This window comes from Paenibacillus sp. D9, from assembly GCF_001188365.1.
GTDB lineage: Bacteria > Bacillota > Bacilli > Paenibacillales > Paenibacillaceae > Paenibacillus_O > Paenibacillus_O humicus.
Genome location: NZ_JZEJ01000001.1, coordinates 4,729,454 through 4,756,083, shown reverse-complemented (window position 1 = coordinate 4,756,083; position 26,630 = coordinate 4,729,454). Strand labels below are relative to the sequence as shown.

Below are 26,630 nucleotides of genomic sequence, written 5' to 3'. Positions count from 1 at the left end.
TTCACTCGCGGAATAAGCCGACTTTTTCGGCTTATTCTTCTTCCTGCCTAGGGCAGCGCCTGGCCGCAAGAGCCGCATGGCGCTGTTTTTTGGCATTCAACGGAGCCGGAGGCCTGTCCGAGGCTGGTGTGTTCCAATATTTTTATAGGGAGGGTTGACTTCGATACAACTCGAAGGACTAGGATGAAGGCAAGCCGGATGAGCATGGCCGGCAACTTGATCAGAGGAGAGATGGATATGACGGAAACAGCGAAGATCGCCCTCATCACGGGAGGCAGCCGGGGACTCGGCAGAAACGCGGCCGAGGCGCTCGCCCGGGCCGGAGTGGATGTCATCCTGACCTATAATAGTCAGAAAGAGATTGCGGAGCAGACTGCGGCCGGACTGGAGGCCATGGGACGCAAGGCGGCCGCGCTGAGGCTAGATGCGGGCGACGTGTCCTCGTTCCCGGCTTTCGCGGAACAGCTGAAGGCCGTTCTCGCTGCCAAGTGGGAGCGGACGACGATCGACTTCCTCGTCAACAACGCCGGCTTCGGCTTGAAGGCATCCATTGCCGACACGACCGAGGAACAGTTCGACAGCCTCGTGAACGTCCACTTCAAGGGAGTCTTCTTCCTGACCCAGGCGATGCTCCCCCTTCTCGCGGACAACGGGGGCATCATCAACGTCTCCTCGGGACTGGCCCGCTTCACCTTTGAAGGCAGTGCCGCCTATGCGGCGATGAAAGGCGCCGTCGAAGTGCTGACCCGCTACATGGCCAAGGAATTCGGCAAAAGGGGCATTCGCGTCAACACGCTCGCTCCAGGCGCGATCATGACGGACTTCGGAGGCGGCTCGCTGCGGGAGGACAAGGCTGCGCAGAACCTCATCGGCTCTGTGACAGCGCTTGGCCGCCCCGGCGAAGCCGACGATATCGGCGGAGTCGTCGCGGCTCTGTGCTCCCCGGCATTGGGCTGGGTGAACGGACAGCGGATTGAAGCTTCCGGCGGCATGATGCTCTAAGTCGCTGCAGGATCCATACAGCCAAAAAAAACCGCTTCGGCGGTTTTTTTGTTGCCCTTGCCGAGGCTCGGCTGTTCGGGCATCGGTCCGGTATCGTCTATCGTCCACGCCATCCGCTTGAATGGATATTCGGTGCTCAGCCGCTGCTTTCCCTGCCTTCGCGCTTCGGCATCTTTGGCCGCGGCCGTTCTCAATGGCTGGCCGCTGCCTCTCCCCGCCTCCGCGCTTTGGCATCTTTCGCGGCCGCTCTCAATGACGGACCTCTGCCTCTCCCCGCCTTCGCGCCTCCGCCTCGTTCGGCGCGGCCGCTCTCAATGCCTGGCCGCCGCCTCTCCCCGCCTCCGGCATCTTTCGCCCCGGCCGCTCTCAATGGCTGGCCGGAGAACCGTCCTTGTTGGAATCGTAGAAGGCGACCTTGAGGTTGATGATGTTCAAGTTCTTTTTCAGCTCCGCGATCTGCCTCTGCACTTCCTTGCCGTGGGCGATCATCATTTCCTTTCTCGTCTCCATCGTGCCGGGGCCCTCCATGAACATGTCCATGTACGACTTGATTTCCTTGATCGGCATGCCGGTGTTTTTCAGGCAGCAGATCAGCTTCACCATTTCGAGATTCTGTTCCGTAAATACCCGGTTTCCCGACTTGTTCCTTCCCACAAACGGAAGCAGCCCTTCTTTATCGTAGAAACGAAGCGTGTGCGCGGACAAATCGCAAATTTCGGCCACTTCATGGATCGTATACATCGTTGCCCTCCTGTTGATCGGCTCTCCGCCGCAAAATTGACTTCGACTAGACTCTAACTCCTATCTCTTCACTATAACGTCCGCCGCCCTTATCGGCAACGCCGCCTTGCACCTGTGTCCCCTAAGCAAAAAAGCCCTCCGCCAGGTCATCCCTGCGGAAGGCTTGCGGTTACCGGTACGAACGATAGCTGATCCTCCTGCCGTCCCTGCCGAATCCGAGCAGCACCGCGATGCGGTACGCCAGCCAGGCTGCGGAGGCCAGCAGCATGATGTCGTAAGCGGCATTGAACAGGAACAGATGCTTCTCGATGTCGGCCAGGCCGTCGCCCATGATCGGAATCAGGAAAGCGAAGAAGCCGACGAAGCCGACGAGCATGAGCAGCTCGGAGGTCATTTTGGCCGAGCCCTCGCGCGCGCGCAGCCATTCGATCACGCATACGCCGTAGTACACGATGTAGAACAGGGCGATGAACAGCAGCGAATTCGGCATGTGCCCGGCCTTGAACCGGCTCCAGCCGCTGTAGGTGTCGTTGAATGCGCCCGGCGGCTTGCCCTCGGCCTTCTCGTAGTTGCCGAGGTATCCCGGCTTCAGGTACACGCTCTGATGAGCGGCACGCTCCATGAGGCCGATCAGCCGCTGCGGATGGGTCGCATAGTAGAGCATGACCTTGCCGTGGGACATCCGGTCGTAGAAGTCGGCCCTCATTTCCGGCGCGTCCTGCTTGATGGGGACATCCGTCTGGAAATAGTTCGAGCCGGCGTTGCCCGCCAGCTTCTCCGGCAAGCCGAGAGCCTTGAGATCTCCTTTTACATCGGGGGACTTGTTCAGAATGCCGTAGAAAACGGTCTGATACAGGTTGATATGCTTGAGCCCGTCCGGGGCGAACACATACAGCAGTGCCGACAGCAGGAACAGCGCGGAGCAGCAGATCAGCACGAGCTTGCGCCAGGCGCGGTCCCACCGGAGCGGCAGGAAGCGGAGCCCATAGAGGGCGAACACGACGCCTAGCGGCGTATTCTGCAGCTTGCCGCAGGCGAGCATGAACACGCAGAAGAAAAAGAAAATCAGCGTCCAGCGGCCCGGCTCCTCCTGATGGGCCAGCCGGAGACCCGTTCCCAGCGTAAGCAGCAGGAAGATCAGCGACACCGGCTCGGCGAAGAAGGAATTGAAGTAGGCCAGGTAACGAACGTCCAGGAATACGAACAGCAGCCCGGCCGTGAGGACGACGCCAACAGCCATGGAATATCTTCTGCCTGTACGGACCAGCAGATAGACCGCTGCGACCAGCAGCGCTCCGTACACCGCCGCCAGGATGCGGATGTTGAACAGGGAAGGATCATAGAGCCATCCAAGGCCCCTCGCGATGAACACCGGAATCAGCTGGGAGGTGATGTAGGCCCCTCTCAGGCTCCCGTAGGCGAAGTGCTGGTTGGCGTAGCTGAAGAAACGGTCCTCGTATGTAGTGGCGGCAGGATTGTAGTCCAGTCCAGCCGTCATGAGCACGCGCAAAAAGTCCCCCGAATCGGCCATGCCGATGAAGGGACGGGTGAACAGCAGCCAGATGATGATGCCGGCCGCGCCTGCGGCGGCCAGATATTCGATTCGGAATCGGGTTCTCACGGTCACACCCCCTGGTAGCTCAGAGCGTCAGGGCCGCTCTGAGATCTTGTCTCCGCCGGGACGTCAGCGGACGCGGGACGGACCGCGGGCTCCACCTCGCGCTCCACGATATAGAGCGGCCGCCTTTTGACTTCCCGGTAGATTTTCCCGATGTATTCGCCGATCAAGCCGACCGACAGCAGCTGCACGCCGCCGATGAACCAGAGCGAGACGATCAGGGACGCCCAGCCGGAGACGGTGTTGCCGAACATCTTGGAGATCAGCGCGTACAGACCCATCACGATGCTGACGCCGAACACGATGAAGCCCGCGGCCGTCACCATGCGGATCGGCTTGACGGACAGGGAGGTGATTCCCTCCAGGGCGAAGCTGATCATCTTCTTGAGCGGGTATTTGGACTCGCCGGCTGCGCGCTCCAGCCGCTCGTAATACACGACGCCTGTCTGGAAGCCGAGCATCGGCACGATGCCGCGCAGGAACAGGTTCACCTCCGTGAACTTCTCCAGCTCGTCCAGCGCGCGGCGGCTCATCAGCCGGTAGTCGGCGTGGTTGTTCACGATGCGCAGGCCCAGTCCTTCCATGACCTTGTAAAAGCCTTCGGCTGTCGTGCGCTTGAACCAGGTGTCGCGCTGGCGGCTGCTGCGCACGCCGTAGACGATCTCGCAGCCTTCCAGATAGCGCAGCACCATGTCGCGGATCGCCCGGACGTCGTCCTGCAGGTCGGCATCGATCGAGACGAGGCAGTCCGCATGGCGCTTCGCTGTCATCAGCCCCCCGAGCAGGGCGTTCTGGTGGCCGACGTTGGCCGCCAGGTTGAGTCCCGACACTCTCCGGCAGCGCGAAGCCAGATCCGCAATCAGCGGCCATGTGCCGTCCTTGCTGCCGTCGTTGACGAACATGATGAAGCTCCCCGGCGCGATGATGCCTTCCTTCTCCATGCTCTCCAGCATGGCGTCCAGCTCAGGCGCGGTCAGCTCCAGCACTTCCTCTTCGTTATAACAGGGCACGACGACGCCCAGTACAGGCCTATGTTCTCTCATGGCAAAACTCACTCCTAAGCATCCGGCTGCCGCCCGGGCTGCCGCGAAAATTAGCCTAATTATACCGCATGTCCGAGGAAAAGTCCCTGCTGGAGGGAATAACAGGCAAACAGGCTGCGCCAGCCGCCATGGAAGATGGCGGAGTGCAGCCTCTTTCCTTTCCATATAAACCCATCCCGCAGAGATCTAAACGGTAGGCGAAAACCTATGGCGCCGGCTCAAAACCTCAGGGCACGCAGACGCTCTGCCGCCGCATCCACCCACAGCCCGTCCTCGTCCGCAAGCAGCGCATGCCAGCCGAACGCCTCGGCAGCCGCGACATTGCGGGGCGAGTCGTCCGCGAACAGGACCGGCGCACCCGGCTCCAGCTTGCCCGCGCAACGCTCCAGCAGCGCCGGATCGGGCTTGCTCAGCCCTTCCTCGCAGGAGATCGTTATGCTGGAGAGCCATTCCGACGCGGGCTCCAGCACCGGCCGCAGCCAGCCCGAGACATGGTTGCTCAGCAAATGCACGTCGGCCAGCCGAGCCAGCTCAGGCAGCCTCTCCAAAGCGGGCAGCGGCTGCAAATGGGAACGCAGCAGCCTTTCCGCATCCGCCTCCGCCCATCCGGGAACGAATCCGGCGATCCAGCGGTAGAATTCCGCTTCCGGATGCTCTCCCGTCCATAATCGTCCGGCAATATCGCGCTTGTACCTGTCTCTCAGCTCTCCGAAGGCGTGGCCGCTTATCTCCGCCAGCTCCTGCCACATGGAAGGCGTAAGATTGGAGACAAGCACGCCTCCCGCATCGAGCACGAGCTGCGGCCGGAGAACAGAACGAGGCTTATCATCAGGCATTAAAGGCATGGCATCCATCATGGTTTATCTCTCCAATCGCAAATGTCCGGCGTGAAACCGGGAGTCCCCCCAACGACTCCACGACTTGGAGTGGGCAAAGTTTTTCCCTGCGCCGCTTTTTAGACATGCAAAATGCTCCCCTCACGGTAGACAAGTTTATTTTTTCACCTGTCTGCCGTATGGGGAGCATCTCGATTCGGCTTTTGGGACAGCCTCTATTGGCGGACGGTCTCCCTTTGGCTGCCTCAGGCAAGGCAGCATCACGCTCCCTTAGCCGAGCGCAGCATGGACAAGCTCTCCGCCGGCGGTGAATCGGCCCGGCCTCCGGCTGAGGCTAGCCCAATATGAGCCGGTCGTCCGACAGCTTCTGGCCGCTGATGCCCTCGAACTCCCGCAGCAGCTCCTGGACCGTGAGTCCCTGCTTGCGGCTCTCGGGAATATCGAGAATGATGCGGCCCTTGTCCATCATGATGAGCCGGTTGCCGAGCCGGATGGCCTGCTCCATGTTGTGGGTGACCATCAGCGTCGTAAGGCCCATGTCGCGCACGATGCTTTCCGTCAGCCGGGTGATCAGCTCCGCCCGCGCCGGATCGAGCGCCGCCGTATGCTCGTCCAGCAGCAGGATATCCGGCTTGGTGAAGGTCGCCATCAGGAGGCTGAGCGCCTGGCGCTCGCCGCCGGACAGCAGGCCGACCTTGGCGCGCAGCCGGTTCTCCAGCCCGATGCCGAGGCGGCTGAGCTCCTGGCGGAACAGCCCGCGCTTCGCTCCCGACACCGACCAGCCCAGGCCGCGCGGCTTGCCGCGCTTGTAGGCCATCGCCAGATTCTCTTCGATCGTCATGTTCGGCGCGGTGCCGGCCATGGGATCCTGGAAGACGCGGCCGATCCAGCGGCTCCGTCTCGATTCGGACGCTCCCGTCACATCCGCATCGGCGATGGAGATGCGTCCGATGTCGGGCTTCATGACGCCGGAGATCATATTCATGAGCGTCGACTTCCCCGCGCCGTTGCTGCCGATGACGGTGACGAAGTCTCCCGCCTTCAGCTGCAGGTCGATATTCATGAGAGCGACCTTCTCGTCCGGCGTGCCGGGGTTGAACAGCTTGGATACCGATTGCACATGCAGCATCAGGCTTCCCTCCTTCCGGCAGTCCCTGCCGCAAGCTCGGCGGTGCGCCTGCGCGCCTGCCGCTTCTGCTTCATCGACCGGTTGACCGTCGGGATGACGAGCGCGATGATGACGATCGCCGCCGTGATCAGCTTGAGATCGGACGCCTCCAGGTGGAGGAAGTCGGAACGCAGCGCCAGCGCGATGACGACCCGGTAGACGACGGCGCCGACCAGCACGGCGAGCGTCGTCATGAAGACGCCGCGCGCGCCGAGCAGAGCTTCGCCGATGATGACGGAAGCGAGGCCGATGACGATCATGCCGATGCCCATATTGATGTCCGCGAAGCTGGCATCCTGCGCGATGAGCGCGCCGGACAGCGCCACGAGACCGTTGGAGAGGCTGACGCCGAGCACGGTGGAACGGTCGGTATTGCCGCCGAAGCTGCGGATCATCCGCTTGTTGTCGCCTGTCGCCCGCAGCGCCAGGCCTAGATCCGTGTGCAGGAACCCGTCCAGAAGGAGCTTGGCGGCAATCGCCACGACGAGCAGCACGAGCGGATAGAACCAGGAGACGCCGCCGAAGGTCAGCCATCCGGAGCTCGCGATGCTGCCGAGCAGCGTGTTCTCGCCCGAGATGGACACGTTCGGCTTGCCCATGATTCTCATATTGATGGAATACAAGGCGATCATCATGAGGATGCCGGCCAGCAGGCCGTTGACCTTGCCCTTCGTATGCAGCAGCCCTGTGCAGGCGCCGGCTGCCATTCCGCCCCCGAAGGCGGCAAGCGTGGCAATCCACGGCGACCAGCCATGCGTCAGGAGCACGGCCGCGATGCCGGCTCCCGTCGTGAAGCTGCCGTCAACCGTCAAATCGGGAAAATCAAGGATGCGATACGTGATGTAGACCCCGAGCGCCATCAGGGCGTACATGAGCCCAAGCGCAACCGCTCCGTTCAGGGATAGGATCAAGGAAGCCACCTCTTAGCTATTGGATGATGTTCGTTTCCTGGTCTTTCACTTTGGCCTTCATATCGTCGGTAACGTCAATGCCCTGGGCCTCTGCGGCCTTGAGATTGAGGATGAGGTCGAGCTTCTCCTGCATGCCCACCTTCATGTCCCCTACCTTCTTGCCGTCCTTCAGCACCTCGGCCGCCATTTGTCCGACCTGATAGCCGTGGTCGTAGTATTTGAAGCCGACTGTGGCGAAAGCGCCCTTCTCGACCGTATCGCGGTCGCTGGAGAAGAACGGAAGCTTCTTGGAATTCGCCACCTGGATGATCGTGTCGACGCCGCTGATGACCGTGTTGTCGAGCGTCGTGAAGAGCGCGTCCGCGCGTCCTACGAGCGACTCGGCCGCCTGCTTCACCTCGGATGTATTGGATACCGGGGCTTTCACCAGCTTGATGTCATGCTTGGCGAGCGCCTGCTCGGCGTTTTTGGCCATGATGACCGCGTTGGACTCGCCTTCGTTGATGACGAGGCCGACGGATTTCACCTTCGGGAAGTCGGAGGCGATGAAGTCCATCAGCTGCACGATCGCATCCGGGTTCGTGTCGGAAGCGCCGGAGATGTTGCCGCCCGGCTTGTCTAGGCTCGTGACGAGCTTCGCGTCGAGCGGATCCGTGACGGCCGCGAACAGGATCGGCGCGTTCTTGACCTTCTCCGCTACAGCCTGCGCGGATGGAGTGGCGATGGCGAGCACCAAATCGTTTTTGCCGGAGGCGATCTTCTGCGCGATCGACAGGTTGTTGCTCTGATCGCCCTGCGCGTTGTTGAAGTCGACCTTGAGGTTGTCGCCCTCTACGATGCCGGCATCCTTCAAGGCGGCGAGGAAGCCTTCGCGCGTCGCATCCAGGGACGGATGCTCCACGATCTGCGAGATCGCGATGGAATACGTTTTGCCTTCCGCTGCGCCTCCTGCGGAAGGAGCCGGGCTTGCCGAGCCGCCCTCATTCGTGTTTTTTGCCCCGCAGCCTGCCGCCGTCATCAATGCCACCGCGAGGAGCGCGGATGCCCACATTCTTTTTCCCATGAATAGACCCCTTTTCCCATATCATGAATTTGTCCAGACCGTTTTTTCATCCACTCTTTTGAGCATTTTGTAAAGCTTCTGTACCCAGTTTAAGGGGGAACTGAAATTTCGTCAATTAAAGCGCGACCGCATAAAGGCAGGAAACGGACAGTGCTTGAAAGCGGCTTTCCTTTAAATAAAACCATGCCATGCTCTTCCTTTTCGTTTCCAACCGGTTGAAAACCCGCAGCGGCTGAAATTTCCTCCCCGGAACGGGCAGACAATGCGGAAAGGCCGCATCTTTTTTTATTCATACGTGTCTATATAGATAGTGGAAAATCGTAAAGGAGGGGTCCGTTTGCCGAAGTCGATCGGAGCGGCTGCCGTTATTTTAGATTCGGAAGGCAGAGTCTTGTTAGTGAAACATAGCTACGGCAACAACAATTGGGAGCTGCCGGGCGGAAAAGCCGAAGACGAGGAGTCCGCCGAAGATACGGCGGCCAGAGAAGTGCTTGAAGAAGTCGGACTGAAGGTCGGAATCCGGCAGTTGACGGGCATTTATTACGATCCGAACCATGATATGCATCATTTTGTGTTCATGGCGGATACCGGCCCTTCCCATCCGGCTCCTCAGCCAAGCTCGCCTGAAATTCTGGAATGCCGATACTGGGCAAGAGACGAGCTTCCCAGACCGATCAGCGATTTTACCTGCAAGCGCATTGACGATGCCTTGAATCCGAATAGACCGCAGCTTTTCCATACGGTGGGACCGAGGCAGTGGCTGGAAGGATAGAATGAGGATGCCAGACAGAGCACGCATGGGAGCTTCATCGAATCGGAGATCCACTCATCGGATGGGCTGCGGCCAGAACGAACGATGTCGTCTTTGTGTACGAACAAGGCGGCCAGGTGGTCGGGTATATCCACGGCAGTCCGTATGAACTGCTTTTTTCCGGCTCTCTGGTCAACGTCCTGGGCTTCGTCGTCAAAAAAAGCCGACGAAACCAAGGAATAGGCGGCAAGCTGATCGGGCATCTGGAGCAATGGGGACAGGAGCATGGATTTTCGGGCATCAAGCTGCTGTCCCATCCAAGCCGGACAGCAGCTCATCGATTCTATGAGAGACGCGGCTACAGCTTCACGAAGGACCAAAAGAATTTCATCAAAAATTGGCAGGAGTGATCGAGACTAAGAAAAGTCGGCAGGCGCTGACGGAGGATCGGCGAAAACAATCATTCCGATGGTCTTATCCGGATGACCACCTTTCCCTTGGCGCTTCCGCCTTCCAAGTACCGAAGAGCTTGCCCGGCATCCTCTAGCCGAAACACTTTGTCCACAACCGGCTTGATGCGGCCGCTCTCGATCCTTTCTTTTAAAAGGCTCAATTGCGCTCCGCTCGGCTTCATGAACAGGTAGCGATAGCTCGTCCGGCTTTTTTTCGCAAGCGCGGTGATTCGGCGGCTGACGAGGGCCAATAGGGCCGTTTTTATCCAGCCTAGCTGCTGTTCTTTTCCGAAGGCGGCGTTCGGCACTCCCGATATGGAGACAACCTGCCCGCCTTCCTTCAAGATCCGGAACGACTTTTCCAGGGCGTCTCCTCCTAAAGTGTCGAACACCGCGTCATACCCGGCAAGCAGATCTTCAACCTTTTCTTTCCTGTAATTGACGATCCGATCGGCGCCAAGCGATTTGACCAGCTCGTAGCCTTTATCGCTTGCCGTCGTGGCGACAAATGCGCCCATTTCCTTGGCCAGCTGGATCGCGAAGGTTCCGACGCCTCCTGCGCCTGCGTGGATCAAGATTTTTTGACCTTTCCGAAGCTTGAGAATATCGGTGAACGCTTGATAAGCCGTAAGTCCGACGAGCGGAATGGAGGCCGCTTCATCAAAGCTTAGATTTTGCGGCATCAGGGACAGATCATCCTCATGAACGGCGATATATTCAGCCAGCGTCCCGATCCTGTTCTTGCGGGGCCTCCCGTAGACCTGGTCTCCGGGTTTGAATGCGCTCACCGACCCGCCTGTCTGGACGACGACTCCGGAGAAATCATTTCCCAAAACAAGTGGAAACTTGTACTTCAGCAGGAACTTCACTTTCCCTTCCTTAATCTTAAAATCGATCGGATTCAAGCTGGCTGCATGAATTTCCACCAGCACGTCATGCTCGCCAATCGAAGGCATGGGCCGTTCCGCCATCACTAACGGACTGTTCTTTCCATACTTTTCAATGATCATAGCCTTCATTTCCATCCTCCTCAAATGTTTATATGTTTAAACAAATCAACCAATTGGTCGGAGCAGCAGCAAGAGCATCGTCTCTGCTGCTGTATTTCCTATGCCGGCGCTCGTTACCGAGACCCGCTGCACTCGGCTTCAACGGCCGCAATCAACGACTTGAGCCGTTCAAGCGGCTTCCGCACCGTCAGCACATAAACATTTTCAACGCCTTTCTTTTCGGCTTCAATATAGCCGGACTGCTTCAACACCTTCAGATGATGGGAGACAGCCGGTCTGGACAGATTCATATGGCTGGATATCGTATTCACGTTAAGTCCCGATTTGTGCTGCGCCAGCAGCAAGATAATGGCTTGGCGGCCGGCATCGGTCAACACATCCAGCAAAGGAATGCATTCTTGGAACTGCTGCAGGACATGCCCGGTTTGCTCGCTCATCGTTCTCCCTCAATCCGTTCATTGGTTTAATCGTTTAAACTGAATTATAACCGTCCGGCAAATAAAATCAAGACCGGGCTCGAAGCTTCACTCTATGCTTGCGGTTCCATTCACGGCGACCGCCGGTCCGCCCGTTCAAATCATGTGATTATTTGCCTATACCTATCCTATCCCTCGAACGCGCAGATCGAACCGTCTATAGTAAAGCTGAAAGGCGGATCTGTCTTGAGCCAAAACGAGGGGAGAGTGCGAACCATGACGGCTTATAACAAGCCAAGCGTGGCTGAAAGCGAAGTCGAGGACGTGGTTAAGGCCCACCTGGGCTCCATCGCCACGGAGATTATGCCCATGGATGGCGGCAACTTGAGCAGCGTCTTCTCCTTCAACCACGAAGGAAAAGGGCATGTCATCAAGTTCAGCGACCTGGAGGGAGCCTACGCGACCGAACGGTTCCTATCGGAGCTGCTGTCCGGCCAGGGAATCCCCTATCCCCGATGTTTGGGGCAAGGGAAGCATGGAAACTTGGCCTACGTCATCATGGAACGGATCGATGGCCGCAGCCTCGCGGCCTGCACCCCCGAGCAGCAAGCCGGGCAGCTTCCGGAGCTTATCGATATACTGACGCGGCTTAATCAAGTGGACATAGGGTTTACGAGCGGCTATGGGTGGATCGGGCCGGACGGCAATGGAAAGCACCGGACCTGGAAGGACTACTTGACTGCTTCGTTCGCGGAGGATCAGACGGGCACCTTCTGGGAGAACTGGCACGGCTTGTTCCGCAGCACCTGCTTGGAGAGGGACGTTTTCGACGAGTGCTACAGCCGGCTGATGGCCTACGCGCCTTACAATGAGCCCCACCGCCATTTCATTCATGGCGATTTTCACCAATGGAACATTCTGTCGAGCGGCACCCGCATTACCGGCATCATTGACGGCAACTGCGCCTATGGCGATGATCTGGTCGATCTCGCTGTTCTCGACCGGCATATGGCAGCGCTTGGGGTCGTTCGGGCTTATCAGGACTACCAGGAGCAAGCAGGAATGACGATCCCCGATTTCAAGGAGAGACTGCTGGGCGCCTACTATATGAAAGGACTGGACGGCCTCCGCTTTTATGCGAAAATGGGCTGGACCGATGCCTACAACGGCACCCGCGACTTCCTTCTGCGTTTGGACTCCTAGCCGCCGTCCGGCTTGGCACGGGCCTGGAGCAGCCGCTTAAGGCTGCCGGAAGAAGAAAGCGAAACAGCCGTCCGGCTTCAATGACGAAATCCGGACGGCTACGTCCAAGACGGCGATTGCAGCGAATGCCTGCGCCGTTATTCCGACCGGACGTCGGGAGCGCCTTGAGCCGCTTCCTTGACATCGGTCTTTTCTTTGTTTTCCTCCAGGTAATAATGACGGACCGGCTTCAGGTCATCCCCGAGCTCGTAGACGAGCGGCGTTCCGGTCGGAATATTCAGAGTGGCGATGCCGTCCCCCGGAATGTCGTCCAGATAGCGGACCAGCGCCCGAATCGTGTTGCCATGAGCGACAATCAGCACCCGCCGGTTCTCATGGAGCGAAGGCTCGACCTTCTCTCTCCAGTAATCCAGCACCCTCTGCTCCGTATCGTCCAGATTTTCCGTCACCGGCACCCGGTCCTTGATATCCTTGTAGCGGGGATCCCTTCCCTCATAACGCTCGTCGTCCTTATCCAGCGCCGGCGGCCGGACGGTGACGGATCTGCGCCACAGATGGACCTGCTCTTCCCCGTACTTTTGCGCCGTCTCCTCCTTGTTGAGCCCCTGCAGGGCGCCGTAATGCCGTTCGTTGAGCATCCACGTCTTGTCCGTCGGAATCCAGAGCAGGCTCATTTCATCCTGGATGATCCAGAGCGTCCGGATGGCGCGCTTGAGCACCGACGTATAAGCGACATCGAACACATAGTCGTTCTGGCGAAGAATTTCCCCGGCGCGGCGGGCCTCCTCCTTGCCGCTGTCGGTCAGATCGACGTCCGTCCACCCCGTAAAGCGGTTTTGTGCGTTATACTCGCTCTGTCCATGGCGGACTAGCACGATTTTGATCATGGCTGAGTCAACTCCTCGTTTCGGTTGTGGAACTCCTGCGTTCTTCTCCAGTCTATTTTTACCCACCTGGCCCGCATGCAAGCCCTCCTGCCATTTATCCCGATCCGGCCACAACTTTGCGCCCGCCTATTCGTCTTCTATAGAGATACCACTACTCCCTGCTACGGAGAGGAGCCGACTCGGCGTGACGGATCGAATTCTTATCGTGGACGACGATGCTTCCATCGTCCGCATTACCGCTCTCTACATGAGGAAAAGCGGGTATGAACCGGAGGCGGCGGCAGATGGGATGGCAGCTCTGGACATGCTGGAGAACGGAGAATATGCCCTGATCCTGCTCGATCTCATGCTTCCGAAGCTGAACGGCTGGGAGGTATGCCGGAAGCTTCGGGCGGAAGGCAGCCGGATTCCGGTCATCATGATGACCGCCCGCGGCCAGTTGGAGGAGAGGATCGAGGGCCTGCAGCTCGGAGCGGACGATTACATCGTCAAGCCGTTCGACCCCCGCGAGCTGATGGCCCGGGTAGACGCCGTGCTCAGGCGCTCCCGCGGCGGACAGCCGCCGGCATCCGGAGCCGCATGCCGCGCCGGCAATCTGCGCCTGGATGCGGAACGCCGGTCGGTGACGCTCGGGGGCCGCATGATCGACCTTCCCCGGCGGGAATTCGACCTGCTGCAGGAGCTGATCCGCCATCCCGGGCTCGTGTGCAGCCGCAGCGAGCTGATCGAGCGGATATGGGGCTGGGATTTCGAAGGCGACGACCGGGTCGTGGACTTGTATGTGCAGAGGCTTAGGCGGAGGCTGCAGCCGGCCCAAGGCTGGTCGATCTCGACCGTCTGGGGCGTCGGCTACAAGCTCGACCGGACGGACGAAACATGAGATCGCTGGTATGGAAATGGATGCTGTCCTATCTGCTCATCGGAATCCTCATCATCGCGAGCCTGACGGCGGCGACCAGCTGGCTCATCCAGCAGAAAGCCTATGAGCGGAGCTGGAAGCAGCTCGCCGACGCCGGCCAGGACATTCAGCTTCTGTTCGACCAGGTGCAGGAAGGCCGCCTGAAGCCTGCCGCCTTCCGCGAGAGGCTGCAGCAGCTCGAGAAGCATGGCTCGCTTCAGATCAGCATCCAAGGCAAGCGGTACAACTTCTCGAAGGCAGGCATCCAGGAGGTCGGCACCCGGCCCGATGTCCGCGAGTGGGTCCGGACGGTCATGGAGGGCGGCACGATCCAGGAGAAGAAGGTCTACGCCCGCCAGCAAGGGACGACGATGCTGATTCGCGGCTTCCCGCTGCAGAGCGGAGGCGAAGTCGCCGCCTCCTGCTTCGTTTACCGCCCGGTCAAGGAAGCCGTCCGTTATGTCGGTCCGCTGCAGAGGGCTCTCTGGCTTGTATCCCTCGTTTTCGCAATTCCCGTATCCCTCGTGCTCTGGCTCGTCTCCCGCGCCTTCACCCGCCCGGTGCTGGAGCTGAGCCGGGTCGCCCGGAGCTACGCGGAAGGCCGGTTCGAGACGAGAGCCCAGTATCGGGGCCGCGACGAGCTCGCCGATCTGGCCGGCGCGATCCATGGCATGGCGGACAAGCTCGGGCGGGTGGAGGCCGGCAGGCGGCGCTTCATCGGAGATCTCGCCCACGAGCTGCGGACGCCGCTGACGACCGTACGGGCCGCTCTGCAAGGCATGGACGACGGCATCATGAGCGAGGAGGAGAAGTCGGAGTTCACGCGGCTTGCCCTCTCGGAAACCCGGCGGCTGCAGCAGCTGATCGACGACCTGACCGAGCTGACGGAGTTCGAGGAGCATGTCGTCCGCTACCGGATGACCGCCTTCGATCTCGGGGAGCTGCTTCAGCAATGCTTGCTCCAGCTGACCCCGGCCGCTGAGGAAGCGGGAATGACGCTATCCTGGCAAGGCTGGACGGTCCGAGAGAACTCGCCGCCGGTTCGATTCCGAGGGGATCAGCAGCGGATTCGCCAGGTCGTCCTGAACCTGATCGGCAACGCGATCCGCCATAACGATGCGGGGACCGCCATCTCCGTGTCGGGCTTCCAGGACGGCAGCCAGATCGGATTCGACGTCCGGGATGACGGTCGAGGGATTCCGGAGGAGATGCTTCCCCGCATCTGGGACCGGTTCATGAAAGCCGACGGCAGCAGAAGCGGCAGGTCCGGCTCCGGTCTTGGACTTACGATCAGCCGGTATATCACGGAAGCGCATGGCGGCACGATTCAGGCGGCATCCTCGGAGGGCAACGGTACCCGCTTCGAGGTTGTTTTCCCCTCGGCGGCCGATGACACATCCATGACATAACTGGCCGTTATTCTGGGTTCAAGGCGGCTCGGGCATCCTCCCGAGCCCCATACTCAGAAGCAGAGGAGATGGATGGGAATGAACAAGAAATGGTCGGGCGCCATGGCCGCCCTCGTCATCGGATCGGTACTGGCAAGCGGCGGAGCGGTTCATGCCGCTGCGGCAACGGCGAACGCAGCGACTACGGCGAAGGCTACAGCGAAGGCAGCGACTACGGCAATCACTGTCAAGACAACGGCACCGGCAACCGGGCCGGCGAAAAAGCTCTCCGCGACGGCAGCGGAATGGAAAGCGGAGATCAAGCCGCTCAAAGCCGAGCTGACCGCTCTCGCCAAGCAGAACGCCGCGCTGGGCAGCCAGCTCAAAGAGGTCCGCAAGCAAATCCATGCCGATCTCAACAAGCGGACTGCCGCCGAGAAAAAACACTTCAAGGAACAGCTCGCCGCCGTCCGCTCCGATATTCGCGGCGAACGCGCCTCTCTCAGCGGCACCCGCGGGCTGATCAAGGCTGAGCAGGCCAAGCTGAAGGCGGCCAAGGCCGGCAAGGACCAAGCTGCTGTCGCGCAAGCGATCCGGTCCATCATTACGCTGCGGCAGCAGGTCGTCGTCCAAAAAACGAAGCTGCTGGATCTGCATCAGCAGATCGAAAAGGCGCTTGCGCCTGCAGCCTGACTTCATCTTCCTTTACTGCGATCCCGTCCGGGCATCTGCCTATGGCGGGATTTTTCACTTGCAGGCAGCGTCCCGCCAGCTCGGGAAGAACGGCATCGCTCGGGTATATCCGATTTTCCCCTGGCTATCGCCCTTTCTTTTGGCCTATGCTGTTTAGCAGAGACCAACCAGGGAGGCGTTGCCCGCATGAAGCAGAATAAATACGACGACAAGGAATTCTTCTCCAGCTACAGCCGGATGCCCCGCTCCTTGGGCGGCCTGGATGCCGCTGGGGAATGGAGTACGCTCCGCGGCATGCTGCCCGATCTGGAAGGCAAGCGGGTGCTCGATCTCGGCTGCGGCTTCGGCTGGCATTGCCGTTATGCAAGGCAGCATGGCGCCCTGTCGGTGTTAGGCTTGGATTTATCGGAAAATATGCTGCAGCGGGCGAGAGAGATGACCGACGACCCCGCCATCGAATACCGCCGGTCAGCGATCGAGGACATTGATTTTTCCGAAGGGGAATTCGATGTCGTCATCAGCTCGCTCGCTCTTCATTACGTGGAGGACTTTGCCGGCGCCGTGCGCAAAATCAGCCGCTCCCTCGCGGCAGGCGGGGATTTCATCCTGTCGGTCGAGCATCCGGTATTTACGGCGCTGGCGGCGCAGGACTGGCATTACGGCCCGGACGGCGAGAAGCTCCATTGGCCGCTGGACCGCTATCACGAGCTAGGGCTGCGGAATTCCCGCTTCCTCGGCAGCGACGTCATCAAGTACCATCGGACCGTCTCCGCTTACCTGAATGCCTTGATTGGCGGGGGCTTCGACATCAAGGAGCTGTCGGAGCTGACACCGACCGAGGCGATGCTGGAGTCGAATCCGGCTTGGGCGGAAGAAGTCCGGCGCCCGATGTTCTTCCTCATCTCGGCGAAGAAACGGCAATGGAGTTCTCGATAAGCACGGCCGTCGCTCCGGCGGCGGCTTTTTGCTTTCTTCCGTTGGCGACCTGAACAGCGGCGCGACTTCTGAAATCCCCTCCAGGAACATAAGCTTCCCATAGTGCTTGTCATCGCGCTTGAAGGAGGCTGTCCCTTGAACCTCGATTGGATCTGCCACGACCCGGTCTTCGAGACCGACGCCCTGTCGCCCCTGTTCCGGTCCGAATCCGCATGGAGAGGCCATCTCCGCTTCGGCTACGATTTCATCCGCAACGCACGGCCCGCCACCGTCGTGGAGCTCGGAACCCATTACGGAGCTTCCTTTTTCAGCTTCTGCCAGGGAGCCAAAGACGGATCTCCCGATACAAGGCTTCATGCGGTCGACAGCTGGGAGGGGGATTTCCATTCCGGAGCCTACGGCAGCGAGGTTTTCCAGCTCGTCTCGAGGGCTGCGGCGCTGTACCCGCAAGCGGCCTTGCACCGGGCAGCGTTCGACGAAGCTCTGGATGCCTTTGCAGACGGTTCCATCGATCTGCTCCACATCGACGGCCTCCATACGTACGAAGCGGTTCGCCGCGACTACGAAAGCTGGCTGCCGAAGCTGGCCGGGGACGGCATCGTGCTGCTGCATGACACGGAGGTCAGGATTGCGGACTTCGGCGTCTGGAGGCTGTGGAGGGAGCTGTCCGGGCAGCATCCGGCGAAAGCCTTCCAGCATTCCGCGGGTCTCGGCATTCTCGCTCCCAAAGGGCTTTCCGCTGCGGCCAATTCCCTGTTTGCCGAATGGCAATCGTTGAACCGTTACTATGCGGACACGGAATAAGCTTGCTCCGCACGTCTAAAAGGCTGCCGCGAGGCAGCCTTTTTCCCTCCTTAGCCTATATCCGCCCCGTTGACGGCAGCATCGCGAAAACCCGGCTGCCCTTCGCCCCCCTGCTTCTCCTCGCAGCTCTGCTTGCCCGCGTATGCGCTCCTCGCCATTCGGCCGGCGTACCGGCCCCGCCCTCGCAGCCCTATTTGCCGCCATACCAGCTCCGCGGCTTCGCGACCCAATCGTAATGATAGAGGACTTCATCGATTCTGGCTTGATGGACGATGTCCAATGAAGCTCTTGCCGCCCATTCGTCATCCTCGCCGTAGCCGATGTCCCGGAACGGATGCCGCAAGGCAAGCTCGCGCTTGTAGCACATCAGATGGTTGGGCTTGCGGTAGTAGCGGCTTTCGTCCACCCCATGCTCGTATTCCACGCCGTAGAGGCAGGAGCGCAGCGGCTTGCCGCCCTCATAGACCATCACGTCGAAAACGATGCAGTCCGCTTCGGGCCGGCCCGCAATGGCGCCCAGCAGCGCAGCGGCATAATGCTCCGACACGCGGTCGTCGTCGTCGATAAAAGCGACATAGCGCCCCTGAGCCTGCTGCAGCAGGGCATTGCGCTTGGCCCCCGTGCTCCGCCGCCGGTTGTCCGTCATGACGATCAGTTCGACCGGCTTGCCCGCAATCTGGAGCTCCAGCGCCTCCAGCAGCGAATCCAGCCGCTCCCGCCTCTCCGGCAGCGAAGGAATCAGCAGGGAAAGCAGCGTCTCGTCAGCCGCATCCCCCTCTTCTGCCGGCGGCGGATGCGCAGCCATGGCGGAATCCGCCGCCAGAGAGCGGAAATAAGCCCGGTTATGCTCGATGCTGGAATGGCCGGAAGGGGCATATACCGCAGCGGCTTCGTTGCTGGCATACGCCTCCTCTCTCCGGCCGAGCCGGTCGTAGCAGACAGACAGCTGCAAATGCGGAAGCCATCTCAGCTCCGGCGCCGTCTCTCTCCCTTGCTGCCACAGGCGTGCCGCCGCCGTCAAGGACAGACGGAACCAGACGATGGCCGACTCGTAATCCAGCCCTTCCATCGCCGCTAGGCCCGATCGGTAGCAGGCCAGCACAGGCTCCCCCGCCCTCTCCGCCTCTGAAGTCCGATCCCGCCTCATATTCCGGTGGGTATAGCTGCCATGGCGGTACACGAGACGCATATATCCGTTGCTCCGCATCCAGGAGTCCACGCGCTTCTCGAACAGCTCTCCTCCATAAGCGGGATAACGCGCGGATGCCGGATGGCTCTCCTCGTAGATCCGCGCCCGGAAATCCTCCGTCCGGATCAAGTAGCATTGATCGGAGAAGCCGTACCCGACGTAGAAATCCTTCTCGGCCGTCAGCGCCTCCTGCCGCGCCTCCTCCTCGTTGCCGTTCGGAACCGGACACGCGCATACAAGGGAGGGCTGGGCGCGCATCCGCTCCAGGGAAGGAGGGATCCAGGGCAGCGCACCGTCCAGCATCGAGTCTCCCGAATAGTGGAGCAGATATTCCGTCCGGCACCGGTAGATGGCGACGAGCTCCGCGATGGAATAATAGTAGCCTCCCTCGAAGCTCTCCCGGCTCAGCCCGAAGAAATCAAGCGCTTCGCCGCTGAATGTCTCCACGACCGCGTAGGAGGTCAGGACGCCTTCCTCCACCAGGCGCTGCGCATGCCGCTCGACGAGCTCCGGACGGCTGACGTTGTTGATGTACAAAATCTTCTCGGCAAAAGGGAACTCATGGCGCTCGATCGCCTGCCTCAGACGGTCCGTCTGCAGCAGCTCCCGCCAATCCTCCTCATAACATTTGGTCTCGAAGGTAACGCCGGGCTTCAGCAGCCGAATCCCGGCTCCGTTACGGACGGGAGCGCTTTGGCGCTGCTCCTTCATGGACTCGCCCAGGCGCTGCCGCCCACCCGGATGTCCAGCTCATGCGGCCATTCGCCGCTGGGCAGCGAGAATCCGGCCGCAGAGTCCCAGTGCAAGCCGTCCGTGCATAGAGCCATTCGTACGGGCTGGGAAGAGCCCAGCGAGGAGAAGAAAATAAGCGGAACGTCCGCGCTCAGGCCGCGCCGGAAGCTGCGGAACGCAAGCGCATCATCCCGTTGCAGCTCCTCGCCCGCCCGCAGCCACAGAATGAAGTCGCGCCCGGCTTCGCGCAGTCCGGCCGCCACTCCATTCGCCTCCGCTCCCTGCTCCCCTTCCGCTTCGGCATAGACCGTCTTGAGATTGCGGATCAAGCCGGTCCGATGCACAGACTCGCGGCTATCCCGGCCTCCGTAGTGGACGAGCATGATCTCGTCGGCCAGCCCGGCCATGCTGTCCAGCGTCCGCTCCATCTGCTCCTGCCCGGCATCCGGACCGGCGCCGACGCATAAGGTCAGCGTAGGCTGGACCTTGTAGATCAGGTCGATCAGATCTTCGCCCCATTTGCGCCGGGCGATTTCCCGGTTCACGCTGAGCAATGCCGTCAGGTCGAAATCCTCGAGCGCATTGATCGTCACATGGCCGTAGTGGTGGATGAACGAATCGCAGGCGACGACCAGCCGGTAGCCGCGGCTGCGGATTCTCATGCACAGGTCGTCGTCCTCATAATTGCCCAGACCGAAGCGCTCATCGAAGCCGCCCATTTCCAGCGCCAGATCGCGAGGCAGCAGCAGGCAGAAGCCTACCAGCCGGGGCACCTCGATGATCTTGCCCTGCCAGGCGGCCGAGCGCGCGGCGGCGTAGGCCCCGAGTCCTTCCAGGCCGGGACCGTAATCCGCTTCCACCTGCTGCTGCCCGCTCACATAGTTGGACACCGGGCCCGTCATCCCGGCCGTACGGTCGGACTCCAGCGCCCTCAGCATCGCTTCCAGCCAGCCCTCCGTCACGACCGTGTCGTTGTTGAGAAACAGCACGAATTCGCCGTCAGCCAGCTCCAAGCCTTGGTTGCAGCCTTTGGCGAAACCGGCGTTGACGGCATTGAAGACGGCCTTGCAGCCCAATCGCCGAATCATCTCGGGCGTGCCGTCGGTGGAGCCGTTGTCGACGAGGACAAGCTCGTAATCTTTCGTGTGCGAGATGATGCTCGCCAGGCATCTCACCGTGTACTCCAGCTGATTATGCGTCAGGATGATAATGCTCGTTTTCATCTTCCGCCCCCTTTCGCGCACGTCCCGTCCGGTTCGTCCGCTTGTCCGGCCTGCTCCTTCCTCATAGGTATTCGGCTCAAGCCTTTGTTATGCCAGCCTCCCTCTCCATCCGCGATGGTGGAAGAGATCCGGCAGAGGGGCATTTCGGGTATAGAGAAGGTTTACCTGGCCAACCGTCGGGACGGTTGGTAGATTAAAGGCATGAAGGGTTCAAGGAAGGGGCGGATCTTATGAAAGAGACCGGAAGCATCGCGCTCGTCACGGGCGTCAGCAGGCCGGAGGGAATCGGGACGGCGGTTTGCCGGGCTTTGGCCGGAGCAGGCATGGATGTGTTTTTCACGCATTGGGGCGCCTTTGACGAAAAGGAAGGCAACGGAGCCGCTCCGGGATGGCCGGACCGGCTCGCCCGCGAGCTGGCGGCGAGCGGGGCGAGGGCTGCGCACATGGAAGCCGATCTGGCGGATCCGGCTTCGCCGGCAGCCATTCTGGACGCCGCGGCAGAAGCCTTCGGACAGTCTCCGTCGGTGCTCGTCAACAATGCGGCCTACGAGCGGCACGCGGACTTCCGCGAGCTGAACGCCGACATTCTCGACCGGCATCATGCCGTGAACGTTCGCGGCACCGTCCTGCTCAGCACGGAATTCGCCAAGCGGCTCGAAAGCGGCCATCCTCCGCAGACGCAGGGGAGAATCGTCTTTCTCGTGTCCAAAGGGCCTGATCCCGCCAATCTCGCCTATATCGCCGCCAAAGGAGCTGTAATCGGCATCATCGAGCCGCTCTCGGTCGCGCTTGCTCCGCTCGGCATCACCGTCAACGGCTTCGATCCCGGGCCGACCGACACCGGCTGGATCGGCGAGGAGCTGCGCGAACGGCTTCTCCCCCTGTTCCCTATGGGCCGCATCGGCACTCCCGAGGACGCCGCTCGCGGCATCGCCTTCCTCGCCGGCGAGGCTTCAGGCTGGATTACCGGCCAGGTCATCCGGTCCGAGGGCGGGTTTCTGGGGAAATAAAATGCAAAGAGCGGCAGCCGATAATAACGGCTGCCGCTCTTCAACTTCGCGGCCGTTCGCCCTCGCTGCATGGCATCAGGCTCTCTAGGCCGGAATTTCCCGGCGCAAAGGCTCATCTGGAGGGCAAGGCCGAATCTAGGCTGCTTAGGACGATCAAAGCCGTCGCTTCGCCTAATCCGATGAGATTCCTCCCGACCTGACGGCGTCCATCCAATCCGCCGCGAAAGCCAGCACCTTCCGGCGTTCTCTCTCCGCATGCAGCTCATGCCGAAAGCCCGGCCATTCACGATACGTGCAGCTGCTCCCCGCACGGCTTGCAAATATGCGGCTTGCCCGGCAGGAGGTGACCCGATCCGCGCTGCCATGCATGAGCAGCAGCGGAATCTCCAGCTCGTGGGCATGCTTCAGCGCCCAGCGCCCGGCGCTCCTGACCCCGCTCAGCGTGCGCAGCGTAATTCGTCCATGCCGGAGCGGGTCCGCCGCGTACAGGAGCTGCATCTCCGGATCGGATGTCCCGCGGGCATTCGCTTGAAGGGAAAGGTATCCGGGCTGCAGCCGCTTGCGCAGGCGGCCCAGCAGCTGCCGCACGGGCGGAGGGGCTGCAGCCAGCCTGAGCCAAGGCCCCGACGCGATGACGCCCGCGACATCCGGCTTGAAGCGCAAAGCGTAATTCAAGGCGACGTTGCCGCCCATGCTGTGTCCGAACAGGAACACAGGCAAGCCCCGATGCTGCGAGCCGATATCGCCGAGCATCAGTCTGACCGGCTCCAGCAGCGCCTCGTAGTCCGGACAGTCCCCTCTCCTGCCGGCAGTCAGCCCGTGTCCGCGCTGATCGAAGGCATAAACGGCAAATCCTTTGTCCGTGAACCAATCCGCCACATGAGCATATGCGCCTGCGTGCTCTCCCAATCCGTGCACGATCCCGATCGCCGCCTCCGGGTCCTTCCCCTCGGGAATCCACCTTAAGCCATGGATCGGCGTTCCGTCCGCGCTGCTCCATGCCCACTCCTGCTTGCAGGCCATGGGAAACCTCCTTCCTAAGCCTTTGAATTAAATCCTTTATCTATTATTACCCCGAATGAGTAAACAAGAAAAAAACATGCAGCGTCAAAAGTCTGCTGATGCGGCATGGCTGCTGGGACAAGGCAAACGAGCTGAGCGCGAAAACCAGACCGCGCTTGTCCCCGAAGCCTGCATGATGTTTCCGCTTCCTTTCGGGAGAAGAAAAGAGCAGCCCCGAAAGGCTGCTCCAAATCCCGATTTCATGCCTATTTTTCACCAAGGCAAGTAAAGGCGACTTGCGGATCCGCTCCGTCACCTCCAGCATCCAGCGATCCGCTGAACACATCGTTCACCCGCGGAGCGCAGGCGACCGACACTTCCCGGCTCTCGCCGGGCAGCAGCATGAAGCCGGCCTCGTCCGCCAGCGTCCACCAGCGGTCTGTGCGTTCCTCGGGCATGATATGCAGCGCGGCCGAAGCGCCTTCGTTGCGCACGAGGTACCGGCGCACCACGGGACGGATTGCCGAGGCAGCCTCTCCGGCACGCTCATGCTCCAAGCCCGTCAGCAGCCCGGTCTCATGCTCCCAGCCCGTCAGCGGTCCGGTCTCATGCTCCCAGCCCGTCAGCGGCTCGACCGCCAGGCTTGCCCCGCTCAGCTCCAGGGCCGGACGGAACGGATGCTCCTCCAGCGTCGAGAACACATAGACGTTATCCTTGCGCTCCGGTCCGTAGAGAAGCCGGATGAGGAACAATCCATCGCGGGTATCCGGCACCGCGAACTCCAGCCGCCCCGCCTCGGCTGAGCCTCTGCGCCGCAGCCCGCTGCCATCCGTCTGCGAAGCCGCCCCTGAAGAAGCAGCGAAAGACTTCGCCTCCAGCACTTGTCCGGCCGTATCCAGCACCTGCGCCTCGATCTCCATGCCGCCCCCGCCGGCGAAATGGGCGAACACTCCGGCCGAGAACGTCTCGCCCGCGCGCCAGGTCAGGCTGCGGTAATCCAGCGAAGCATGGGAGCCCTCGAATGCCTTGCGCACCCCGTAATAGGCCAGCTTCGGCTCCATGTAATAATCGACAAGATTGGTGCAGCTGGCGTTCGGCCAAGGCTCGTTGAGCTGCCAGATGATGCTGCCGCTGTTGCGGAAAGCTCTGCGCCGGTTCGCCTCCAGGATGAAGCGCAGCCCTTCGGACTGGATCCACTGGCTCGCCTGCACGAAGGCCGGCAGGTCCGCGAACGCGCCGAACAGCTCCGTATCGCGGTCAAAGGTATCCCACCATTCGCCGTGATGCCTCCAGACGAGGTTGTCCTGCATCGAGACCGGCTTCAGGTGCGCGGGACTCAAAAACTTGCGGAGGCTCTTCGCCGAGCTGATGCCGTCCACCCCGAATTCGCTGTGGAACAGATGGTCCACGTCTCCATACAGCTCGTAATGTCCGGGATTGCCCTGGTACTTCCAATGGCCGTGGACATCGTGGCTCACGCCCTTCTCCGCCGTAATGTACTGGACCGGCCCCGACGCGGAGGTCGGCAGGAACAGCCGCTGCGGGTCATGCGCCTCGACCAGCTCCTGCAAATAGGCCAGGTTGGAGTCCTCGCAGGTCGACGGCCGATTCGGCTCGCTCATGAGCTCGTTGCCGCCGCTCCATACGGTCAGCGACACATGGTTGCGCCGGGATTTCAGCGCCTTCTCGGCCGTCCGGCCGAGCAGCTCGACGAACGCCGGCTTCTTCGACGGCTCATTGTCGATGCCCGAGCTGGATTGGATGAATTCCTGCCAAATCAGGATGCCGTGGCGGTCGCAGAGCTCGTACAAATACGGCTTCTCGATGATGCCGCCGCCCCAAATGCGCAGCATGTTCATTCCGCAATCCTTGGCCAGCCGTACAATCCACTCATACCTCTCCGGTCCGACATTGCCGTAAAGATGGTCGAGCGGCGTCAGGTTGGCTCCCTGGATGTAGATTTTCTCGCCATTGACGACAAAGGTGTATGGAAGCGCGTCATCCGGAGCCTCCTCGTTCGGAACATAATCGAGACTGCGGATGCCGGCATTCATCACGCGCTCGTCCAGCACGCCCGTATCGTCCAGCAGCCGAATCGATAACCGGTACAGAGGCTGGCTGCCATATCCGTTCGGATACCAGACGGCCGGCTCGGGAATGCGGATGACAGCCGCCCCCTCGGAGCCCTGCACCGCTTCATCGACGACGAGTCCAGGCGATGCCCCTCCTTCTTCGGGAGACTGCACCTCGACCTGCCAGCGCAGCGTTCCAGCAGGCTCTCCGCGGCGGACGGCTTCCGCCGACAGCCGGATGATGCCTTCTCCGCGGCTCAGATCGGTATGGAGGGCGACATCGCCGATCGTCGCCGCCTGATGCACGCGAAGCACGACATCGTCCCAGATGCCTGTATTCACCAGGCGGGTGGAGAAGTCCCATTTGTAGTTGAAGCGGCTTTTTTGCGTAAAGGTTTCGGAGGTTTTGCCGATTTGCCCCATTTCGTCCGGAGCATGCTTCAAGACGACCTGCAGCTCGGCCGTTTCCCTCAGCTTGATGGCATCGGTCACGTTGAAGACAGCCGGCTCGTACATGCCCTTGTGCTCGCCGAGATAGACGCCGTTCATGCTGATCATGGCTTCATAATCCAGCCCTTTGAATACCAGCTCGATCTGCTCGCTCTCCAGCGCCGGACGATCAAAGGAAGCCCGGTATACCCACCAGCGGTTCTCGATCCACTCGCAATGGGTGCTGTTCAAATCGCGGTAGGGGTCCTCGATCAGTCCTGCCCGGTACAGATCCTGATGCACGCCTCCCGGCACGGTCGCCGGAATCCACTCTGTGACGCCGAGCAGCTCATTGCCGATTTCCATGCTCGTCCCCTTGAGCGGAACCCAGGGCCAAAAGCCCTTCAGCTCCCATTTCATGCCGTTCAGTTTCAATTCCATTAAGCGCCCCGCCTTTGCAATTTTTTCGTAGACAGTTTTCAACAAAATGTTAACATACTTAAACTTTTCTCTCAACAATTGTTCGCAACGTAAAAAGCCGCCTGGACGCGAAAACGATCCAGACAGCTTGGGTTTGAATAGGGAAATGAATAGCCTCCTATGGCTAGCGCCGTTTTCAGCCCTCTTGCACCTGGAAGATCGAATCCAGGATGACGGGCAGATTGTTCCGGAGCGATGCCGCTCCCAGCACGGAGCGGGCATGCATGCCCTTCTCATCTCCGAATACGTCCAGCATGAGCTCTGTGCAGCCGTTGAGCACCACATGATGCTCTTCGAACTCCGGCGATGCGTTGACGAAGCCCTGGATCTTCACGACGCGCTGGACCCGGTCCAGGCTTCCGAGCGCTTCCTGGACGACCGCCAGCACCTCGATCGCGGCCTGACGGGCGAATTCCTTCCCTTCTCCGGTCGTGAAGTCAATGCCCAGCTTGCCCTTCGGCTGCCCCGCCGGCCCCTTGCCGGAGACGAACAGCAGCCCTCCGGCCAGGACGCAGTTGGCGTACGTCGCCGCGGGTCCGCTTGCGGACGGAAGCACGATGCCGAGCTCGGCCAAACGGGCTTCTACCTTTCCTTTTTCCGTCATTTCATTTCCCCCTATATCCATTGTCCATGGCAGGAATCTTGGCTGAAGAGAACCGAATATAAGCTCGAC

25 protein-coding genes are annotated in these 26,630 nt (G+C 60.7%); 10 read left to right on the top strand and 15 right to left on the bottom strand.

Annotation, left to right across the window (positions count from 1 at the left end):
• The first annotated feature begins 237 nt into the window (after window positions 1–237).
• Window positions 238–1,002, top strand: a complete 765-nt coding sequence (locus VE23_RS21320; RefSeq protein WP_049869818.1) for an SDR family NAD(P)-dependent oxidoreductase — start codon at window positions 238–240, stop codon at window positions 1,000–1,002.
• A gap of 366 nt (window positions 1,003–1,368) precedes the next feature.
• Here VE23_RS21320 and VE23_RS21310 read toward each other — a convergent pair whose 3' ends face one another.
• From VE23_RS21310 to VE23_RS21280, 7 genes are all read right to left on the bottom strand, one after another.
• Window positions 1,369–1,743: a MerR family transcriptional regulator gene (locus VE23_RS21310; RefSeq protein WP_048744264.1), complete on the bottom strand. Its 375-nt coding sequence runs from the start codon at window positions 1,741–1,743 to the stop codon at window positions 1,369–1,371.
• Window positions 1,744–1,912: 169 nt separating this feature from the next.
• Complete coding sequence (wsfD, locus tag VE23_RS21305; RefSeq protein ID WP_049869049.1) at window positions 1,913–3,364, bottom strand: glycan biosynthesis hexose transferase WsfD; 1,452 nt, start codon at window positions 3,362–3,364, stop codon at window positions 1,913–1,915.
• A 2-nt stretch (window positions 3,365–3,366) separates the two neighbouring features.
• Complete coding sequence (locus tag VE23_RS21300; RefSeq protein WP_048744268.1) at window positions 3,367–4,404, bottom strand: glycosyltransferase family 2 protein; 1,038 nt, start codon at window positions 4,402–4,404, stop codon at window positions 3,367–3,369.
• Between the two features lie 218 nt (window positions 4,405–4,622).
• On the bottom strand, window positions 4,623–5,240 hold the full coding sequence (locus tag VE23_RS21295; RefSeq protein WP_157054015.1) for an HAD family hydrolase: 618 nt from the start codon (window positions 5,238–5,240) through the stop codon (window positions 4,623–4,625).
• A 334-nt stretch (window positions 5,241–5,574) separates the two neighbouring features.
• The gene (locus VE23_RS21290; protein WP_048744272.1) at window positions 5,575–6,369 is read right to left on the bottom strand and encodes an ABC transporter ATP-binding protein; all 795 of its coding nucleotides are present in this window, start codon (window positions 6,367–6,369) and stop codon (window positions 5,575–5,577) included.
• Window positions 6,369–7,280 (bottom strand): ABC transporter permease, encoded by a 912-nt coding sequence (locus tag VE23_RS21285; protein ID WP_048744443.1) that lies wholly within the window; start codon window positions 7,278–7,280, stop codon window positions 6,369–6,371. The genes VE23_RS21290 and VE23_RS21285 overlap by 1 nt, the downstream gene beginning before the upstream one ends.
• 55 nt (window positions 7,281–7,335) lie before the next feature.
• Window positions 7,336–8,382 carry an ABC transporter substrate-binding protein gene (locus tag VE23_RS21280; protein WP_049869047.1) on the bottom strand — a complete coding sequence of 349 codons (1,047 nt, stop codon included), beginning with the start codon at window positions 8,380–8,382 and terminating at the stop codon, window positions 7,336–7,338.
• Between the two features lie 310 nt (window positions 8,383–8,692).
• Between VE23_RS21280 and VE23_RS21275 the strand changes: the two genes are divergently transcribed.
• Complete coding sequence (locus VE23_RS21275; RefSeq protein ID WP_269745402.1) at window positions 8,693–9,154, top strand: NUDIX hydrolase; 462 nt, start codon at window positions 8,693–8,695, stop codon at window positions 9,152–9,154.
• 41 nt (window positions 9,155–9,195) lie between these two features.
• Window positions 9,196–9,543, top strand: a complete 348-nt coding sequence (locus tag VE23_RS21270; RefSeq protein WP_084781612.1) for a GNAT family N-acetyltransferase — start codon at window positions 9,196–9,198, stop codon at window positions 9,541–9,543.
• Window positions 9,544–9,593: 50 nt separating this feature from the next.
• On the opposite strand, the gene VE23_RS21265 is transcribed toward VE23_RS21270, so the two are convergent.
• Both VE23_RS21265 and VE23_RS21260 read right to left on the bottom strand, forming a co-directional pair.
• Window positions 9,594–10,604, bottom strand: a complete 1,011-nt coding sequence (locus VE23_RS21265) for an NADP-dependent oxidoreductase (RefSeq protein WP_049869046.1) — start codon at window positions 10,602–10,604, stop codon at window positions 9,594–9,596.
• A gap of 104 nt (window positions 10,605–10,708) precedes the next feature.
• Entirely contained in the window at window positions 10,709–11,032 is a 324-nt protein-coding gene (locus VE23_RS21260) for an ArsR/SmtB family transcription factor (protein WP_021879949.1), read from the bottom strand.
• A gap of 255 nt (window positions 11,033–11,287) precedes the next feature.
• Here VE23_RS21260 and VE23_RS21255 point away from each other — a divergent pair, with 255 nt between their 5' ends.
• Entirely contained in the window at window positions 11,288–12,214 is a 927-nt protein-coding gene (locus tag VE23_RS21255) for a phosphotransferase family protein (RefSeq protein ID WP_049869045.1), read from the top strand.
• A 137-nt stretch (window positions 12,215–12,351) separates the two neighbouring features.
• Here VE23_RS21255 and gpmA read toward each other — a convergent pair whose 3' ends face one another.
• Window positions 12,352–13,101, bottom strand: a complete 750-nt coding sequence (gene gpmA, locus VE23_RS21250) for a 2,3-diphosphoglycerate-dependent phosphoglycerate mutase (RefSeq protein ID WP_048745032.1) — start codon at window positions 13,099–13,101, stop codon at window positions 12,352–12,354.
• A gap of 184 nt (window positions 13,102–13,285) precedes the next feature.
• Here gpmA and VE23_RS21245 point away from each other — a divergent pair, with 184 nt between their 5' ends.
• The 5 genes from VE23_RS21245 (at window position 13,286) to VE23_RS21225 (ending at window position 17,820) form a co-directional block, all read left to right on the top strand.
• Window positions 13,286–13,981 (top strand): response regulator transcription factor, encoded by a 696-nt coding sequence (locus tag VE23_RS21245; RefSeq protein ID WP_198156197.1) that lies wholly within the window; start codon window positions 13,286–13,288, stop codon window positions 13,979–13,981.
• The gene (locus VE23_RS21240) at window positions 13,978–15,408 is read left to right on the top strand and encodes a sensor histidine kinase (protein WP_049869044.1); all 1,431 of its coding nucleotides are present in this window, start codon (window positions 13,978–13,980) and stop codon (window positions 15,406–15,408) included. The genes VE23_RS21245 and VE23_RS21240 overlap by 4 nt, the downstream gene beginning before the upstream one ends.
• Window positions 15,409–15,486: 78 nt before the next feature.
• A complete protein-coding gene (locus tag VE23_RS21235) occupies window positions 15,487–16,080 on the top strand; it encodes a hypothetical protein (RefSeq protein ID WP_048745030.1) in 594 nt (197 codons plus the stop codon).
• A gap of 186 nt (window positions 16,081–16,266) precedes the next feature.
• Window positions 16,267–17,016, top strand: coding sequence for a class I SAM-dependent methyltransferase (locus VE23_RS21230; protein WP_049869043.1), 750 nt, complete (start codon window positions 16,267–16,269; stop codon window positions 17,014–17,016).
• Between the two features lie 135 nt (window positions 17,017–17,151).
• Window positions 17,152–17,820: a class I SAM-dependent methyltransferase gene (locus VE23_RS21225; protein WP_069202506.1), complete on the top strand. Its 669-nt coding sequence runs from the start codon at window positions 17,152–17,154 to the stop codon at window positions 17,818–17,820.
• Between the two features lie 190 nt (window positions 17,821–18,010).
• Here VE23_RS21225 and VE23_RS27500 read toward each other — a convergent pair whose 3' ends face one another.
• Both VE23_RS27500 and VE23_RS21215 read right to left on the bottom strand, forming a co-directional pair.
• Window positions 18,011–19,720 carry a glycosyltransferase family 2 protein gene (locus VE23_RS27500; RefSeq protein WP_232317014.1) on the bottom strand — a complete coding sequence of 570 codons (1,710 nt, stop codon included), beginning with the start codon at window positions 19,718–19,720 and terminating at the stop codon, window positions 18,011–18,013.
• Entirely contained in the window at window positions 19,717–20,964 is a 1,248-nt protein-coding gene (locus VE23_RS21215) for a glycosyltransferase family 2 protein (RefSeq protein WP_049869042.1), read from the bottom strand. Before VE23_RS21215 ends, VE23_RS27500 begins: the two co-directional genes overlap by 4 nt.
• A 230-nt stretch (window positions 20,965–21,194) precedes the next feature.
• On the opposite strand from VE23_RS21215, the gene VE23_RS21210 reads away from it, so the two are divergent.
• Window positions 21,195–21,974, top strand: a complete 780-nt coding sequence (locus tag VE23_RS21210; protein WP_049869041.1) for an SDR family oxidoreductase — start codon at window positions 21,195–21,197, stop codon at window positions 21,972–21,974.
• A 171-nt stretch (window positions 21,975–22,145) separates the two neighbouring features.
• On the opposite strand, the gene VE23_RS21205 is transcribed toward VE23_RS21210, so the two are convergent.
• The 3 genes from VE23_RS21205 to VE23_RS21195 form a co-directional block, all read right to left on the bottom strand.
• On the bottom strand, window positions 22,146–22,997 hold the full coding sequence (locus tag VE23_RS21205; protein ID WP_021879937.1) for an alpha/beta hydrolase: 852 nt from the start codon (window positions 22,995–22,997) through the stop codon (window positions 22,146–22,148).
• A 245-nt stretch (window positions 22,998–23,242) separates the two neighbouring features.
• Entirely contained in the window at window positions 23,243–25,918 is a 2,676-nt protein-coding gene (locus VE23_RS21200; protein ID WP_049869040.1) for a glycoside hydrolase family 2 protein, read from the bottom strand.
• 175 nt (window positions 25,919–26,093) lie between these two features.
• Window positions 26,094–26,561 (bottom strand): RidA family protein, encoded by a 468-nt coding sequence (locus VE23_RS21195; RefSeq protein WP_048745027.1) that lies wholly within the window; start codon window positions 26,559–26,561, stop codon window positions 26,094–26,096.
• Between the last annotated feature and the right edge of the window lie 69 nt (window positions 26,562–26,630).

Excerpts from the sequence above, each read along its gene's own strand:
- VE23_RS21255 (WP_049869045.1), top strand. The coding sequence starts at position 11,288 with ATGACGGCTTATAACAAGCCAAGCGTGGCTGAAAGCGAAGTCGAGGAC.
- VE23_RS21265 (WP_049869046.1), bottom strand. The coding sequence starts at position 10,604 with ATGAAGGCTATGATCATTGAAAAGTATGGAAAGAACAGTCCGTTAGTG.
- VE23_RS21320 (WP_049869818.1), top strand. The coding sequence starts at position 238 with ATGACGGAAACAGCGAAGATCGCCCTCATCACGGGAGGCAGCCGGGGA.
- VE23_RS21300 (WP_048744268.1), bottom strand. The coding sequence starts at position 4,404 with ATGAGAGAACATAGGCCTGTACTGGGCGTCGTCGTGCCCTGTTATAAC.
- VE23_RS21200 (WP_049869040.1), bottom strand. The coding sequence starts at position 25,918 with ATGGAATTGAAACTGAACGGCATGAAATGGGAGCTGAAGGGCTTTTGG.
- VE23_RS21240 (WP_049869044.1), top strand. The coding sequence starts at position 13,978 with ATGAGATCGCTGGTATGGAAATGGATGCTGTCCTATCTGCTCATCGGA.
- VE23_RS21260 (WP_021879949.1), bottom strand. The coding sequence starts at position 11,032 with ATGAGCGAGCAAACCGGGCATGTCCTGCAGCAGTTCCAAGAATGCATT.
- VE23_RS21285 (WP_048744443.1), bottom strand. The coding sequence starts at position 7,280 with ATGTACGCCCTGATGGCGCTCGGGGTCTACATCACGTATCGCATCCTT.
- VE23_RS21310 (WP_048744264.1), bottom strand. The coding sequence starts at position 1,743 with ATGTATACGATCCATGAAGTGGCCGAAATTTGCGATTTGTCCGCGCAC.
- VE23_RS21295 (WP_157054015.1), bottom strand. The coding sequence starts at position 5,240 with ATGCCTGATGATAAGCCTCGTTCTGTTCTCCGGCCGCAGCTCGTGCTC.
- VE23_RS21205 (WP_021879937.1), bottom strand. The coding sequence starts at position 22,997 with ATGGCCTGCAAGCAGGAGTGGGCATGGAGCAGCGCGGACGGAACGCCG.
- VE23_RS27500 (WP_232317014.1), bottom strand. The coding sequence starts at position 19,720 with ATGAAGGAGCAGCGCCAAAGCGCTCCCGTCCGTAACGGAGCCGGGATT.
- VE23_RS21215 (WP_049869042.1), bottom strand. The coding sequence starts at position 20,964 with ATGAAAACGAGCATTATCATCCTGACGCATAATCAGCTGGAGTACACG.
- VE23_RS21195 (WP_048745027.1), bottom strand. The coding sequence starts at position 26,561 with ATGACGGAAAAAGGAAAGGTAGAAGCCCGTTTGGCCGAGCTCGGCATC.
- VE23_RS21230 (WP_049869043.1), top strand. The coding sequence starts at position 16,267 with ATGAAGCAGAATAAATACGACGACAAGGAATTCTTCTCCAGCTACAGC.
- VE23_RS21210 (WP_049869041.1), top strand. The coding sequence starts at position 21,195 with ATGAAAGAGACCGGAAGCATCGCGCTCGTCACGGGCGTCAGCAGGCCG.
- gpmA (WP_048745032.1), bottom strand. The coding sequence starts at position 13,101 with ATGATCAAAATCGTGCTAGTCCGCCATGGACAGAGCGAGTATAACGCA.
- VE23_RS21235 (WP_048745030.1), top strand. The coding sequence starts at position 15,487 with ATGAACAAGAAATGGTCGGGCGCCATGGCCGCCCTCGTCATCGGATCG.
- VE23_RS21290 (WP_048744272.1), bottom strand. The coding sequence starts at position 6,369 with ATGCTGCATGTGCAATCGGTATCCAAGCTGTTCAACCCCGGCACGCCG.
- VE23_RS21280 (WP_049869047.1), bottom strand. The coding sequence starts at position 8,382 with ATGGGAAAAAGAATGTGGGCATCCGCGCTCCTCGCGGTGGCATTGATG.